General features: G+C 59.6%; 13 protein-coding genes and 1 rRNA gene. 7 read left to right on the top strand and 7 right to left on the bottom strand.

What is annotated here, in order from left to right:
• Positions 1-77: 77 nt before the first annotated feature.
• The 4 genes from rrf (at position 78) to F7R06_RS23330 (ending at position 3908) form a co-directional block, all read left to right on the top strand.
• Positions 78-193: ribosomal RNA gene (gene rrf / locus F7R06_RS23315) — 5S ribosomal RNA — on the top strand.
• Between the two features lie 149 nt (positions 194-342).
• Complete coding sequence (locus F7R06_RS23320; protein WP_090325179.1) at positions 343-1002, top strand: paraquat-inducible protein A; 660 nt, start codon at positions 343-345, stop codon at positions 1000-1002.
• Positions 989-1612 (top strand): paraquat-inducible protein A, encoded by a 624-nt coding sequence (locus F7R06_RS23325; protein WP_090325178.1) that lies wholly within the window; start codon positions 989-991, stop codon positions 1610-1612. Before F7R06_RS23320 ends, F7R06_RS23325 begins: the two co-directional genes overlap by 14 nt.
• Positions 1605-3908 carry a PqiB family protein gene (locus F7R06_RS23330; protein WP_090325177.1) on the top strand — a complete coding sequence of 768 codons (2304 nt, stop codon included), beginning with the start codon at positions 1605-1607 and terminating at the stop codon, positions 3906-3908. The genes F7R06_RS23325 and F7R06_RS23330 overlap by 8 nt, the downstream gene beginning before the upstream one ends.
• Before the next feature lie 161 nt (positions 3909-4069).
• Here F7R06_RS23330 and mksF read toward each other — a convergent pair whose 3' ends face one another.
• Genes mksF through mksB form a run of 3 tightly spaced genes read right to left on the bottom strand, consistent with a single transcriptional unit; the run spans position 4070 to position 8893 of the window.
• On the bottom strand, positions 4070-6910 hold the full coding sequence (gene mksF / locus F7R06_RS23335; RefSeq protein ID WP_090325176.1) for an Mks condensin complex protein MksF: 2841 nt from the start codon (positions 6908-6910) through the stop codon (positions 4070-4072).
• Positions 6907-7608 (bottom strand): Mks condensin complex protein MksE, encoded by a 702-nt coding sequence (gene mksE / locus F7R06_RS23340; protein ID WP_090325174.1) that lies wholly within the window; start codon positions 7606-7608, stop codon positions 6907-6909. The genes mksF and mksE overlap by 4 nt, the downstream gene beginning before the upstream one ends.
• Positions 7598-8893, bottom strand: a complete 1296-nt coding sequence (gene mksB / locus F7R06_RS23345) for an Mks condensin complex protein MksB (RefSeq protein ID WP_245706720.1) — start codon at positions 8891-8893, stop codon at positions 7598-7600. Before mksB ends, mksE begins: the two co-directional genes overlap by 11 nt.
• Before the next feature lie 206 nt (positions 8894-9099).
• On the opposite strand from mksB, the gene F7R06_RS23350 reads away from it, so the two are divergent.
• Both F7R06_RS23350 and rimI read left to right on the top strand, forming a co-directional pair.
• The gene (locus F7R06_RS23350) at positions 9100-9852 is read left to right on the top strand and encodes an energy transducer TonB (RefSeq protein WP_090325170.1); all 753 of its coding nucleotides are present in this window, start codon (positions 9100-9102) and stop codon (positions 9850-9852) included.
• Positions 9845-10297 (top strand): ribosomal protein S18-alanine N-acetyltransferase, encoded by a 453-nt coding sequence (rimI, locus tag F7R06_RS23355; RefSeq protein ID WP_007981794.1) that lies wholly within the window; start codon positions 9845-9847, stop codon positions 10295-10297. Before F7R06_RS23350 ends, rimI begins: the two co-directional genes overlap by 8 nt.
• 68 nt (positions 10298-10365) lie before the next feature.
• On the opposite strand, the gene F7R06_RS23360 is transcribed toward rimI, so the two are convergent.
• Positions 10366-10770, bottom strand: a complete 405-nt coding sequence (locus F7R06_RS23360) for a serine kinase/phosphatase (RefSeq protein WP_090325168.1) — start codon at positions 10768-10770, stop codon at positions 10366-10368.
• Positions 10771-10938: 168 nt separating this feature from the next.
• Here F7R06_RS23360 and can point away from each other — a divergent pair, with 168 nt between their 5' ends.
• Positions 10939-11583: a carbonate dehydratase gene (gene can / locus F7R06_RS23365; RefSeq protein ID WP_090325166.1), complete on the top strand. Its 645-nt coding sequence runs from the start codon at positions 10939-10941 to the stop codon at positions 11581-11583.
• 5 nt (positions 11584-11588) lie between these two features.
• Here the strand turns inward: can and F7R06_RS23370 are convergent, their stop codons facing one another.
• The 3 genes from F7R06_RS23370 to F7R06_RS23380 all read right to left on the bottom strand — a co-directional run bounded on the left by F7R06_RS23370 (position 11589) and on the right by F7R06_RS23380 (position 14985).
• Entirely contained in the window at positions 11589-12113 is a 525-nt protein-coding gene (locus F7R06_RS23370) for an SET domain-containing protein-lysine N-methyltransferase (protein ID WP_090325165.1), read from the bottom strand.
• 152 nt (positions 12114-12265) lie between these two features.
• Positions 12266-13438, bottom strand: coding sequence for a hypothetical protein (locus tag F7R06_RS23375; RefSeq protein WP_090325163.1), 1173 nt, complete (start codon positions 13436-13438; stop codon positions 12266-12268).
• 128 nt (positions 13439-13566) lie between these two features.
• A complete protein-coding gene (locus F7R06_RS23380) occupies positions 13567-14985 on the bottom strand; it encodes a short-chain fatty acid transporter (protein ID WP_090325162.1) in 1419 nt (472 codons plus the stop codon).
• Positions 14986-15177 lie beyond the last annotated feature (192 nt).

The raw sequence follows: 15177 nt of genomic DNA on the forward strand, positions 1-15177 counted from the left end.
CGAAAGTTCGCACTACACACAAACTATCGCATACCCAATTTGCTGAAGCGTCGAAAGACGGTTCGGTACCCGAATTTCTTGACGACCATAGAGCATTGGAACCACCTGATCCCATCCCGAACTCAGAAGTGAAACGATGCATCGCCGATGGTAGTGTGGGGTTTCCCCATGTGAGAGTAGGTCATCGTCAAGATTAAATTCCGAAACCCCTATCTGCGTATGCAGGTAGGGGTTTTGTTTTTGAGCGCGGGAAAGCCCGATTAGTTCGTCACACAAATTTGCACAGTTATTTTCGGTTCAGAACACTAGAATAGGTCCAACTTTTTCGGAGCCGAAGCCTTTATGTCAGATCCGCTTGACGCCCCCGTGCTGTCAGAATTGCCACTTGGCGATTTGGTGGCGTGTCATGAGTGCGATTTGCTGATGCACAAGCCAAAGCTCGCCCATGGCGAGAAAGCGTTGTGCCCGCGCTGTGGATACGAACTCTACGCTCATCGATACAACGTTGTGCACCGCAGCCTCGCCTTGGTTATCGCAGCACTGTTGTTATATGTTCCGGCGAACTTTTTACCGATCATGCAGCTCAATCTACTCGGGCAATCATCGCAAGATACTGTCTGGAGCGGCGTTGTCGGCCTGTTTAACACCGGTATGCAAGGCGTTGCCGTAATTGTATTCCTGTGCAGCATGGGGATACCGCTGCTCAAGCTGCTCTGCCAGTTGACGGTATTGCTGAGCATCCATTTTGATGTCGGCCGCAGTTACGGTTTGCTGCTTTACCGTATTTATCACCACTTGAGAGATTGGGGGATGCTTGAGGTTTACCTCATGGGCGTGCTCGTCGCCATCGTAAAGCTGGCAGATATGGCAGCAATGACCATAGGTCTCGGGCTTGCCTGCTTCGTCGCTTTGCTGTTGGTTCAAGTCTGGCTGGAGGTTGTCATGTCGCCTCACCAGGTCTGGCAGGCTTTATCAGGAGAGGATGCCCATGCGGGCGATTGATGCAGGCATTCTGATTTGCGCCGAATGCCATGAATTGAACAAGCAGGAAGCTGGTGCCGATGAGCAGGTGTGTACTCGCTGTGGGGCGATGGTGCATGCCCGCCGTCCCAATAGCCTGATGCGCACCTGGGCGTTGCTGATTACCGCCGCCATTCTCTACATACCCGCCAATGTGCTGCCCATCATGACTGTGAGTTCGCTGGGCAAGGGCGACCCCAGCACTATCATGTCCGGCGTGATCCAGTTGGTTCAGCACGGCATGATTCCCATTGCCGCCGTGGTTTTTATCGCCAGTATCCTGGTACCCACGTTCAAATTGGTGGGCATTGCACTGCTGCTGTATTCCGTACAGCGTCGTCAGCCACTATCAGCCCGCCAACGCATATGGATGTACCGTTTCATCGAGTTCATCGGCCGCTGGTCAATGCTCGATATCTTTGTGATCGCCATTCTGGTGGCAGTCGTGAACTTTGGACGACTGGCCAGCGTCGAAGCCGATCTTGGCGCCATCGCTTTCGCCAGCGTGGTCATCTTGACCATGCTGGCTGCAGTTACTTTCGATCCCCGACTGATTTGGGATAACACGGAGTCGGACGACGACCATGACTGAATTGCCAACAGCAAAAACCCGACCGGCCTCGAACTGGTCGGCTATTTGGGTGCTACCCCTGATTGCCTTGATCATCGGCGGCTGGCTGGGCTGGCGTGCCTATACCGAGACAGGCATCGAGATCCAGGTACGCTTTGAAAGCGGCGAAGGCATTCAGGCCAACAAGACCGAAGTCGTCTACAAAGGCATGTCGGTCGGCAAAGTGAAAGCGCTCAAACTCGATGATGAAGGCGCCTCCAAAGGCGTAATCGCCACCGTCGAAATGAACAAGGACGTGGAGCAATACCTGCGTACCAGTACGCGCTTCTGGTTGGTCAAGCCGAGCGTAACCCTGGCCGGGATCACTGGCCTGGAGACCTTGGTATCGGGCAATTACGTCGCGATCAGCCCGGGTGAAGGTGAGCCCACCCGAAAATTCAAGGCGCTGGCCCAAGAGCCACCGCTCTCCGACGCCCAGCCGGGCCTGCACCTGACGATCAAGGCTGATCGCTTGGGCTCTTTGAATCGTGGTAGCCCGGTGTTCTACAAACAGATCAAGGTCGGCCAGATCAAAAGCTACGAGCTGTCCGAAGATCAGAGCACCGTTGAGCTCAAGGTCTTCATCGAGCCGACCTACGCCAAACTGGTGCGTAAGCACACGCGTTTCTGGAACGCCAGCGGCATCAGCATCGATGCCAACCTGTCGGGGGTGAAGGTGCGCAGCGAGTCCCTGGCCAGCATCGTCGCGGGCGGTATTGCGTTCGCCACGCCGGAAAACCGCAAGGACAGCCCACCCACCGATCCGAGTCTACCGTTCCGGCTCTATGAAGACTTCGATGCCGCAGCGGCCGGAATCAAGGTCAAGGTCAAACTCAGTGACTTCGAAGGTTTGCAGGCCGGTCGTACGCCAGTGATGTACAAAGGCATCCAGGTCGGCACGCTCAAGGCGCTTAAGGTCGATCCAGACTTGTCCGCTGCCACTGCCGAATTGACGCTGGACCCGCTCGCCGAGGATTACCTGGTCGATGGCACCCAGTTCTGGGTCGTCAAGCCGTCGATCTCTCTCGCGGGCATCACTGGCCTTGAGGCGCTGGTCAAGGGTAACTACATCGCCGTGCGTCCCGGGGATAAAGGCGCTGCACCGCAACGCGAGTTCGTCGCACGGCCCAAGGCGCCGCCGCTGGACCTGCGTTCGCCGGGTTTGCATCTGGTGTTGTTCACCGAGAACCTCGGTTCGCTGGAGGTCGGCAGTCCGGTTCTGTACAAGCAGGTCAAGGTCGGCTCGGTACAGAGCTATCAGTTCTCGCGCAAAAAGAACCAACTGGTGATTGGCGTTCACATCGAGAAGGAATACGAAAACCTGGTCAACGCCTCGACCCGGTTCTGGAATGCCAGCGGCATTACCCTGACGGGCGGGCTGACCGGAGGGATTCAAGTCAAAAGTGAATCGCTGCAGAGCCTGATGGCGGGTGGCATTGCCTTTGAAACGCCGCAGGCCAAGGCGCCATTGCAAAAGCGCATTCCGCGTTTCCGGCTGTTTGCCAGTCATGACGAGGCTACGCAAAAAGGCGAGGTGATCACGATCAAGGTAGACCGCGCCGATGGCTTGCGCGCCGGTACACCGATCCGCTTCAAAGGACTGGATGTCGGCAAGATTGAAAACGTCGACCTCACGGATGACCTGCAATCGGTGCTTCTAAGCGCGCGGATCACTGAAGTGCCTGAGCGGATCGCTCGCGTCGGTAGTCAATTCTGGGTGGTCAAGCCTGAGCTGGGGTTGATCAAGACCTCCAACCTGGAAACCTTGGTGACCGGGCAATACATTGAGGTCCAGCCTGCGCCGAAGAACCTCGGTCCGCAGAAGAACTTCACGGCCCTGGCCAGCCCGCCGGAGAGCGCCAAGGTTGAAGCCGGATTAAGCGTGGTGCTTAGCGCGGCACGGCGTGGTTCGCTCAAAGCCGGTGTACCGGTAACGTACCGTGAAATCACCGTCGGCAAAGTGACCGGGTACGAGCTGGGTCAGACCGCAGACCGCGTGTTGATCCACATTCTGATCGAGCCGAAGTACGCGCCGTTGGTTCGCAGCGGCACTCGCTTCTGGAACACCAGTGGTTTTGATTTTGATGTCGGACTGTTCAAGGGGGCGACACTACGCACCGAGTCGCTGGAGACCATGATTCAGGGTGGGGTTGCGTTTGCCACTCCGGATGGCGAGCGCATGGGCAGTCCGGCACGGGCAGAGCAGACGTTCCCGTTGTTCGACAAGTTCGAAGAGGAATGGCTGACCTGGGCGCCGAAAATTTCCCTGGGTAAATAATCCCTGGCGTATGGGGCGTCTATAGTGACACCTTCGTCGGTACGCCACCCGGAGCAAGCCCGCTCCTACAGAGGGCTCGGTTGCTCGCAAAGATAAAGCCCAAATGAAAAAGGCCGCGATCCTGGGGATCGCGGCCTTTTTCATTGCCATCAATTCAAGCGTCAGACCGCATCCAGCTCCGGCTCGTCCGCTTCAACATTGACCGTCGCCTTCACCTGATCGTGACGGCGGATGTATTTCCAGTCCGCTTCGTCGATGTAGATGCCGGCCGGGCCGCTGCCGCCTTCCAGGTCGATAGCGACACTGGCGCAGACCTGCGGCTTCACACTCGCCAGGATCGGTACGAAACCCAGTTGCAGGCTGGTTTCCAGCAACGCCGCCTGATTTTTCTCGTCGATGTCCGCTGCCTCATCGAGGTAGTACGGCAAGCGCACACGACCAGCCAGGTCGCGATCCATCAAGTGCAGCAACAGGTACATGTTGGTCAGCGCCTTGATGGTCATCGTGGTGCCGTTGGACGCGGCGCCGTCGATGTCGGTGTGGATCACTGGTTGACCGTTGACCTTGGTGATCTCGAACGCCAATTCAAACAAGTCCTTGAGGCCGAGCTGGTTATGGTTCGCCGCCACCAGGCGTGCCAGATACTCCTTGGCCTCTTCGTTCTTGTTGTCCTGTTCCGCGCTCTGGCTCAGATCGAACACCGACAGGGTCTCGCCTTCTTCGTACTGGCCGGCGCTGTGGATGATCTGGTCGATATGCTTGAGCGCTTCCTTGTTCGGCGCCAGCACGATGCGGAAGCTCTGCAGGTTGGACACCTGACGCTTGTTGATCTCGCGGTTGAACAACGCCAACTGGTGCTCGAGGCTGTCGTAGTCGCTGCGGATGTTACGCAGGGTCCGGGCGATGTCCGTGACGGCGGCACGCCGCGCCTTGCCCAGGGTCAGGGCCTCGTCGGTGCGGTGTGCGTACGCGTTGATCAGCAGTTGCAGGCGGCGCTCCATATCGTCTTCGCTGTCGAACTTGGCCACGCCCTTGAGGCGCACCTGAGCGTACAGCGCTTCGATCTGGCCGTCGGCACGCAGCAGACCTTGCCAACTGTCCTGATAATCGTTGAGCAGCGGCAACAGGTTATCCATGGAATCGTCGATCGGGTCCATGAAAGGCGTGCCGAAAGGCAGGTCCGCCGGCAGCAATTGACGGCGGCGCAGGGCGTCATCGAGCGTGCGTTGCTTGGCCTCCATGTCGGCGATCTGCCGGCCGACCAGTTGCAGCTTGGCCGAGAGTTGCTGAACACGTTCGGTGAAGGCATCGCTTGAACGCTTCAATTCATCCTGCGCGGCTTCCATCTGCGCCAGCTGCTCAAGCTTGTCGCCTTCCTCGGCGCTCAGGGTCTGGGCGCGACGGAAATCCTCCAGGGCTTTCTGCGCATCCAGTACTTGTTGGTACAGCGCTTCGGTCTGGGTCTTGCTCGCGGCGCGGTCAGCGGCCACGGCTTGTTGGGTTTTCAGTTGCTTGAGTTCTTTCTCCAGACGCTCCTTCTGGTCGCGCAATGCCGCGCGGTCAGCCAGCGCCTGCAGGGCGGGCGGTTCGATGTGCGAAAGGTCGATGGACAGCCCGGGCACTTCGAAGCGTTCGCCCTTGAAGCCATCGAGGATCAGTTCCACCGATTTGACCCAGTCGCCATTGTCGTCCAGCACAATGCCGTGCTCGCCCAGCGGCAGGCTGAACAAGGCGCTGTTGAACAGACGCATCAGGCGCTCGACGTCCTGCTGCGAGAACTCTTCGCGCAAACGCGCGTAGCTGTTGTTGTCGGCGTGATCGAGTTGCTGCTTGACCGACTTCAGGCGTTTTTCCAGGTCGCGCAGACGTTCGTCGAGGTCTTCGGCGCTGAACTGGCGGGACTGAGCGAGTGCACCGGCCAGTTCATCGTGGGCGTCCTTGGCCGCGAGCAACTGCTGCTCCAGCACCTTGACGTCGTCGATCAGCGCAAAGCGATGCTTGAGCACCGACAGCTCGCCGAGCCAGCGCTGGATGCCGGTGATTTCCCGCTCCAGACGCATCAGTTCCTGAGTGCCACCGCGCTGATCGTTTTGCAGTTCGTCCTGCTCGCGACGGTAGTGTTCGGCCTGGATCGTCAGCTCTTCCTTGCGTGCGCCGGCGTAGTCGGACCAGGTGCCGAGCAGGGAGTCGAGCAATGGCGAAATCCGGTGCAGTTTGCCGCGCAGGATGTCGCGCTGTTTCACGCCATTGGCCAAGGCCTCGACCAATGGACCGGCGGCGACCAGCGAGTTGTAGTCCTGCTCCATGCGTCGTACATCGCGGAAGGCTTCTTCGCACGCCGCGATGTAGTCCACGCTACCGGAACGCAGGCTGTGTTCGAAGGCGTCGAGGAACAATTGCTTGAGCTTGGCCGCAGTGATTTCACGCATGTGCAGCAGGTTGATGAACAGGGCGCGGAAGGTCTTCAGGCTCTGCTCACTGGTGGAGCGTAGCGGGATCAGCGTCAGGTCCAGCGGGATCGAGGTGTGTCCACCGACCAGCAGGCGACGCAGTTCATCCGGCTTGAGTTCGTAGGCCTTCAGGCCTTCGCGTTCAAGGTTGGTGAACAGCTCTTTCTGACGCAGGCAGGTGTCGTTTTTCTGGTAATGAGACAGGTCCAGATTGCCGGCATAGGCAAAGAACTGGTGACCGAAACCGCCACCCGGACCGCGACCGACCACGCCGATCACATGCGGACCGTGGGGCAGGTTGACTTCCACCAGGATGTAACTGGTGTCCGAGGCGAAGTAGAAGCGCCGGGATTGTTCCAGGCTGTACTTGCCGAAACTCATGTCCGACATGCGCGCCAGGATCGGGAACTGCAGGGCGTTGATCGAGGCGGATTTGCCCAGGTTGTTCGCGCCGTAGACCGACAGTGGCTCTTCCAGCGGGAACAGGCCGAGGCTGTAACCAGCGGTGTTCAGTAGGGCAAAGCGGCGGATGCCGTAGCGTTCCTTGCTCATGCGTCGAGCTCCTGTTCTTCGGCGATGGCACGGGCCAGCGCGTCTTCTTCGCTTTCACCGTCGAACTCGCTGAGGTCCAAGGGATCATCGGTCTGCAGCAGCTTTTCATCGCTGTCTTCGTCGATCAGCACCGGCGCCGGCAGTGGCAGCACGCTGTGCAGGCTGGCCGCCAGATCGCGGTCCTGTTGAACCGACAGGCACACATCGAGGAAACGGTGCATCGGCGGCAGGAAGCGGTAGACGCCGTTTTCTTCCCCGGCGAAGCCGAGCTGGGTCATGCGGCGCATGATTTTTTCTTCGAGTTCGTCCTGGGTCTGCACTTCGGCCTGGATGAACAGGTCGCGATATTTCTCGAGCAGCGACGGCAGTTCATCACGGCCGAGGCTGCCGCCGTCGAGCACGGCGATCGGGTCGCGGCCCTGGTCGGCCAGGTGCTCGACGAGGATGAAGGTGAACAGCGCCAGGCGCTGGGCCGTCTTGTTCACCGCCGCCGCCGCGAGATCCGGCACGAAGTAGTAGAAACCACGGGTGTCGCAGACCAGTTCAAAGCCCAGCGCCTTGAACAGCGTGCGGTACTGGTCCTGAAAATTCGACAACTGCGCGTACAGCTCTGGATCGCGACGGCTGACGTGGTAGCCCTTGAACAGCTCGCGAAAGATCGGCGCCAGCTGAGACAGTTCGGATAGATCAAGTTGCATGGGGAGTACTGGCATAGAGGGTGCTCGCAGAATTCTCGGAGGCATCATCGCCGGCCGAGAGCAGGGCGAAGGAGCGCAGGCTGACCTGGTGCTCGTGTGTGAAGTAATCGCGGCGTTCCAGACGTTCGCGTCTGAAGCGTTTTTCCCGCGACAGGCGTGAGAACCAATACAGCAATTCGTCGGTGGCGCCGTCCGGTTCCTGCTCCAGCAGCCAGGTCATCAGGTCCGGCATCGGCAGGGCCTCTTCGCAGCGGTCGAGCATTTCCCGAACTGTGCGTGGCGCGCGCGGCGCATCGCCGCCCTTTTGGGTCTTGTGCGCCTTGGGGAAGCGGGCCGGTTTCGGCTCGAATCGGGCCAAGGCGTAAACGTAGGCCTCGACCTGACTGGCGCTACCAAGGAATGTACTTTGCGGCCGGGTGAACATCGGCATCGCGGCTTGTGGCACGGCGTCGATACCCTTGCGGCGAATCATCGACAGGGCCAGTGCCGCACCACGGGTCACGGCGTTGTGACGGCGGGCTTCTTCACGCAATGGCAGCAGCAGTTCGCGGGCGTGACGCAGGGTCAACTGGGCGCTGGTCTGCATTTCGAGGATCCGCGCGTGGGTGCGCAGCAGCATGTCGTCGTCAACCAGATGGCCCAGGCGTTGCTGCTCGGTGAGCATCTTCAGCAGAACGTTTTCGACCTTGCGCACACCTTGTTCAAACGCGCCGTCGGCGTTGACCAACTGAATCATCGGCTCGACGTATTCGTCCCAGGTCGCCAGGACTTCAGCGTAACGCTGGCGCAGCGGGATCTGTCGGTCGCTGGTCTTGGCCCGCTCGGCAACAGCCACCAGGGCTTGTTCGTCGTTGGCGAGTTTTTTCAATACATCGCGTACGCGCATGTCGAGCAGGCGCAGTTGGCGCGCCAGATCGTTGCCGTCGCGGATGTCGAAGGCATCCTGGATGTAGCCGGCCAGGCGTTCGAGATGTCGCAAATAGGCTTCGATCTCCAGGCACAGGCCCAGACGGTGTTCACGGCGCAGGTAAGCGAGGAAGTCGTGGATCTGCGCGTTGAGCTCGAAACGGTTCGGGCTTTTCGCCACGGGAACCAGAATGTCGAGGCGAATCCACACGTCCAGCAGGCTGGTGATGTCCTGCGGCGTACTGTCGAGTTGCTGGGCGGCCAACTGTGAACGCAGTTCGTTGAGGCTCAGTGTGCCTTGGTCGAAGTGCTCGCACAGTGGCTCCAGAAGTGCCCAGTGTTCAGCGAGGGCGCGCAAGACGCGCTTGGGTTCGATCATCGGAATGGCCGGCTGGTTGGCGATTAAAAGCCGAGATTGTACTGCATCGGGGCCGATGCGATTCACTCTCGGGACGGACTGTCGCTTTTCTAACGATCAACTGCGGGCGATCTTGAGCGAAGGGCTGTAGAATCACCGCACTTTAGTTATCCACAAGTGGCCGACCTTTGCTTATCGAGTCCCGCCGCCGCGCCTATTTGAACGCCATGCAGGTGGTCAATTGGCTGCCGCGCACCGAATTGCCCTTTGCTGCGCCGTCGCGGCCCGAGCTGCTGGAGCTGCAGCTGCCCGAGCCGTTGCCCGTCGCCACGGCGGCGCCGGCACCTGCGGCCCAAGCGCCTGTGGAACCGCAGGTCAAACCGGCCGAGCGGGTGAAAATCGAAGTGCCACGGCCATCGTTGGCAAGCACGCGCACCGGGGCCAAACCGGTGGAAGAGGTCGAACAAGCACCGATCGTCGCCAGGGTCGCCCCAGTACCGCCACCTCGTTTTTCCCTGCAATTGCTGCGGGCCGGGCGTTGCCTGCTGCTGGTGGAGTTACCCACAGGCGAAGCCTTCCAGACCCGCGATCCCGCTTACCTGTTGCTCAAGGACATGCTTCGCGCCGCCGGCTTGCCGGACAGCCCGCAGATCGTCGGCGAGCCGGTGCGCTGGCCGCTGCTGGCCCGAGGCACCATGGATCAAGGCCCGGAAGCGGCGCGTGACTTCGTACAGGGCTTCATCTCGGCCCGCCTGGAAGAGGCGCCGTGCGTCTGTCTATGGCTGATCGGTCTGCCTGCCGTGCGTTTTGCCGGTGAGGCCAACGCCGAATCCTTCAATCGCGAACTCCAGGTCGAAGGCCTGGGCTCGGTCTGGGCCTTGCCTGGCCTGGAATTATTAATGGAAGAGCCACAGCGTAAGGCTGATGTCTGGCAAGCCATGCGTCGGCTGATGGCGCGCTGGAAAGAATCAAATGAGTGACGCTGTATCGTTCCGCCCGATGACCGAGGCGGACCTCGAAGCTGTACTGAAAATCGAATACGCGGCCTACAGCCATCCCTGGACACGCGGGATTTTTCTCGATGGCCTGGGCAAATACCAGATCTGGCTGATGTTCGAAGGGCAGCAGCAGGTAGGCCATGGCGTAGTGCAGATCATCCTAGATGAGGCGCATCTGTTGAACATCACCGTCAAACCGGAAAACCAGGGCCGTGGACTGGGTTTGACGCTGCTGGAGCATTTGATGTCGATTGCCTACAAGGCCGATGCCCGGGAATGTTTCCTGGAAGTGCGCGACAGCAACACCGCGGCGTTCAAGCTGTATGAGCGCTACGGCTTCAATGAGATTGGACGGCGCCGGGATTACTACCCGGCGGTGGGCGGACGGGAAGATGCAGTGGTCATGGCCTGTACGCTGGTAGATTGAGCATCTTTGTTACAAATTAAGCGCCGATTGCTGTGCAGGAGCCGCCAAAGGCTCCTGTCCAGGATCGATCAACGCTTGCGGTCCAACGGATCGCGCCGCGCCATTTCCTCTTCATCCAGTCCATTGCCCCCACCGATGTCGTTTTCATCGACAATGCTCAAGTCCCAATCAGCCTGGTCACCGTTACCCGCTTCATGGGCATCCCGGGCACCGTCTTCCCGGATCAGGGTTTCCGGGCTCATGTCATCATCCGTAGGCTCATGGTCAGCGGTCGATGCACCGGTCATGCCCGCTTCGCGAACGCGCCGACGGGGCATCTGTTGCGCTTGCTCGTTGTCCGGCAACTCGTCACCGATCCTGGCATCGGGCTCTTCGTCGTCGAAATCCAGCTCATGCACCGAACCCATGCGGTCTTCGTTATCATCGATGGGTTCTGGTTGCACCGCATCATACGGACGTCGTGAATCAGTCATGGCAATTCCTCATACTGTGGGTCTTACTACGGTGGACCCGCTGGGTTACTGAGAATTCCACCGGCTTGGAGCGCCATTTCAGTGCATCGGGTGGCATCTGCATAAAGCGCGTGACCCCGACGGGCGGTTGTCTGTCAAAGCTGCGCATCATTCTCGAGGCTTCAATGCATGAACGAATTACAAGATCTGATCGATAACAACGAGCGTTGGGCTGACGCGATCACCAAAGAAGATCCTGACTTCTTCGCCAAGCTGGCTCGCCAACAGACTCCCGAGTACCTGTGGATCGGCTGTTCCGATGCCAGGGTGCCGGCCAACGAGATCGTCGGCATGCTGCCGGGCGACTTGTTCGTCCACCGTAACGTGGCCAACGTCGTGCTGCACACCGACCTCAACTGCCTGTCGGTGATTCAGTACGCGGTGGACGTACTCAAGGTAAAACACATCCTGGTGACCGGCCACTATGGTTGCGGTGGCGTGCGAGCCTCGATGCAGGATCGCCAGTTCGGCCTGATCGATGGCTGGCTGCGTTCGATTCGCGATCTCTACTACGAGAAGCGCGAAGAACTCGCCAAACTGGCCACCGAAGAGGAGCAGGTCGACCGTCTCTGCGAACTCAACGTGATTCAGCAAGTGGCCAATGTCGCCCATACCAGCATCGTGCAAAACGCTTGGCACCGCGGGCAGAACTTGTCGGTCCACGGTTGCATCTACGGCATCAAGGACGGTCGCTGGAAAAGCCTGAACACCACCATCAGTGGTTTCGAGCAATTGCCGCCGCAGTACCGCCTGCGTCCGGTCGAAGCGCAGTAACGCCCTCAATCGAACAGGTGCCGACGCCAGCGCTGTAAAAATGCCTGGCCGTCGGCGTTTGGCGATTCATCGTAGCCGGTGATCCAGCCGCGACATTTGTACGAACCGCACCGACAGGCGAACTGACGCAACAGTTTGTCTTCGGTGGCGGCGTAGTCAATCGTCAGCCAGTCACCTTTCTGTATGTCCTTCAGCGCCCAAAGCCACAGCTCACTCATGTCGAGAAAGACATTCGGGTCGCAAGAGTGTTGCAGCAATCCACAGAAGCGTGGGTCGAAGACATGCACGCCGGGAGCGAGTTGCCGGGTATGCCTGCAGCGATAGGGCAGGAGTTGTCCCGATGTCCGGCACATTCGACTGATACGCGGAAATTCGCGCAAGGCAGCAATGGCGACCGCTGTGCCTCTTTCGTCGGCAATGACCTCGAAGTCGGCCCGAGAGGGGAATCCCAGGCGAATCGGCAGATGCGCAAATGGATAGACACCGGCTGGCGGTGCGGCGAGAGGACTGCGAGGGGCATTGGCTTTCATAACGATCCTTGTTGGCTGGTGCTGCGACTTCCTCTAACTGACGATCCTGTCAGCACTGCAGCACAGGGTTACACCCCCAGCCTCTCGCAGATGAGTGGGCGGGTCTACTGTCATAACTGACAGCAAGGCTCGCCGTTCATCGGTTGATCCGTTTATAACGCCGGAGCGGGAATTGCGGTCTCGGGTGCAGGTGCCTTGAGTTGTTTGAGCTGGACCTGGATCGCTGCGGACGCGCATTTGCCCGCGGCTTGTTGAGGCGTCAGATTGCGGATCGAGGTGTAGAACAACTCACAGGTTTTATCTTTCTGGGCCACTTGCCAGGTTTGCGTGCAACTCCTGAGCTCAATGTCGGCATTGCTGTCAGTCTCGCGGCCCATCGCGGCCTGCCAGCACGCGGCACTCAGGTCCTGCCCCATGACTTTCAGTCCCGCGGCATCGGCTTTGGCCTTGGCATCGCTGCCGGAGTAGTTAGCCGGGTCGGCGGCATACCAAATGTAGCTCGGGTGGTTGGCACCCAGCACGGGTACTTTGAGGCCTTCGTTCGGGCTGATACTCACCAGTCCCAGGACGTTCACCGTCGGCCCGTACTGCTGTTTGATCCAGTTACGCACAGGCGTACCAAACGCGACCATCGGTACGGCATCGCCGCTGGCCTTACGGCTGAAGTTCTTGACCATGGTGGTCTGGTAATCCTTGAAATAATCGTAGACACCTTCCAGGTCCTTGCCGGCGTTGGATGGCGCGGCAATCGGCGCGATGTCGATGATCGTCTGGTAACTCGGCGTTTGCTCGGCCGGGACGCCATTGATGGTCAGCAGCGAGGCCCAGCGATCTGTCGTGGCCGACTTGAGGTAATCCTGGGCCTGGGTCAATGAGTAATCGGGTGGGAAGTGCAACAGTTCGACGGTTTTGCGGTTCTCCAGCGCCATGCCCAGCGGCAGGAAGAAATACCAGTCATAGGCCCATTTGCCGTCGGCATTCAGTTTGCTGGCGCCGGTGTAAGCCAGATCGCCGGCGTCGAGCAGCGCCGTCAAGGGTTTTTGATAGTCGGCGGGTACGCCGCTGATGACAGTGAAGAGCTGACCATTATCGCTTTTGACCAGAACCTTCGCCTCGCTATAGCCATCGCGCTGCACGCTTTGGGTCAGGTAGTGCTCGACCGTTTGTTCAAGTGTCCAGTTGCGAAAGCAAATCACGTTGCAGTTGTTGGGGTATGCAAAAAGACGCGTGAGGCGCTCGGTGCTACCCAGGTTCAGGGTCACATCGGCGTGGGCGGCGGCGCTCAGGGTAAGCGCCGCGAGAGACAGTCCTGCAAGTTTGAACATGCTCAGATCCTTTTCAGCGTATGGACCCGTTGGCGGGTACTACATACTGAAACGGCTGAAGACACATTTCAAATGTGGGCGCTTCACCACCTCCCACAAAAGCTCCAGGGTGTTCGAAAGATGCCGGGCTACGGCATTACCGGCGGCGTATACGCCAGCGTCGTCCCCAGCGCCCAGAGCAACAGCAGCACCAGAGGCGTGTGCACCAGCAGTTGCACGAATGAAAAGCCGATCAGGTCCCGCGCCTTCAGCCCCAACACACCCAGCAGTGGCAGCATGTAGAACGGGTTGATCAGGTTGGGCAGGGCTTCGGCGGCGTTGTAGATCTGCACGGCCCAACCCAGGTGGTACTTCAGATCCGTGGCCACTTGCATCACATAGGGCGCCTCGATGATCCACTTGCCGCCACCGGACGGAATGAAAAAGCCGAGGATTGCCGAGTACACACCCATCAGCAGCGCATAGGTGTCGTGGGAAGCGATGCTGACGAAGAAAGTCGAGATGTGGTGGGCCAGGGTCTGGGCATCGGCACCTTTGACCGTGGTCATCAACGCGGCGATCGAGCCGTAGAGTGGAAACTGGATCAGCACGCCGGTGGTGGTCGGGACCGCACGGGCCACGGCGTCGAGGAAGCTGCGCGGGCGCCAGTGCAGCAGCGCACCGAGCATGATGAACAGGAAGTTATAGGTGTTGAGGCCGGAGATCGCGCTGATCGCCGGTTTGGTCGAAAACTCGTGGAACAGCCATCCGGCGGCCAGCAGCACCAGCAAAATGATCAGCAGCGGGCTGTGCTCCAGCCATTCGCCGGGACGGGTGCGCGGTTGCAGCGGTGGTAGATTGAAGCTCGGGTCGACACCGCAGTCCTTGGCGTCCCGTGCCGAGTTGGGGCCGGGGGCGGTCGCGTAGGCGATGATGATCGAGACGACGACCAGCGCCAACAGCATCGCACCCGACTGCCAGAGAAAGATGGTCTGGGTGAAAGGAATGACCCCGGTGATCGACAGAATCGACGGTGGCAGGCTGGCCGGGTTGGCCTGCAATTGTGCCGCAGACGACGACAGGCCCAGGGCCCACACCGCGCCAAGGCCAAGATACGCCGCGGCGCCGGCGGCGCGGTAGTCCATTTTCAGGTCGGTTCGGCGGGCGAGGGCGCGCACCAGCAAGCCGCCGAACACCAGCGACAGGCCCCAGTTCAGCAGCGATGCAACCATGGAAATCAGCGCCACCCAAGCCACGGCGGAGCGACCGTTTTTCGGGATCTTCGCCAGACGGTCAATCAGCTTGACGGCCGGTGGCGAGCTGGCGACCACATAACCGCCGATCACCACGAAAGCCATCTGCATGGTGAACGGGATCAGGCTCCAGAAACCGTCACCGAATGCCATCGCTGCATCGGTGGGTTTGGCGCCCATGGCCATGGTGGCGAGTGCGACGATAATCACGGCGAGCGCGGCAAACACCCAGGAATCGGGGAACCAGCGTTCGGCAAAGCTTGAGCAGCGCAGGGCAAAGCGGGCGGAGCGGCTATCTTCGATATCAGCGGCCACGGGGGAGTACCTCTAATTTTTATGTTTGTTGTGGTCTTTTGGGACGGTAGAAGCCCCTCTGGACAGACAACAACATTAATTCACCGGGAAGTTTTTTGCGGGGCTGTTTTGTGGCTATGGGACTTTGGTCTAACGGGTTGTCCGCCAGCGCGTTTGCGTAGACCATGGGCGCCTTGGTTTTTGCCTGCACCA

This window comes from Pseudomonas moorei (genome assembly GCF_008801475.1).
In the GTDB taxonomy this organism is placed as follows: domain Bacteria; phylum Pseudomonadota; class Gammaproteobacteria; order Pseudomonadales; family Pseudomonadaceae; genus Aquipseudomonas; species Aquipseudomonas moorei.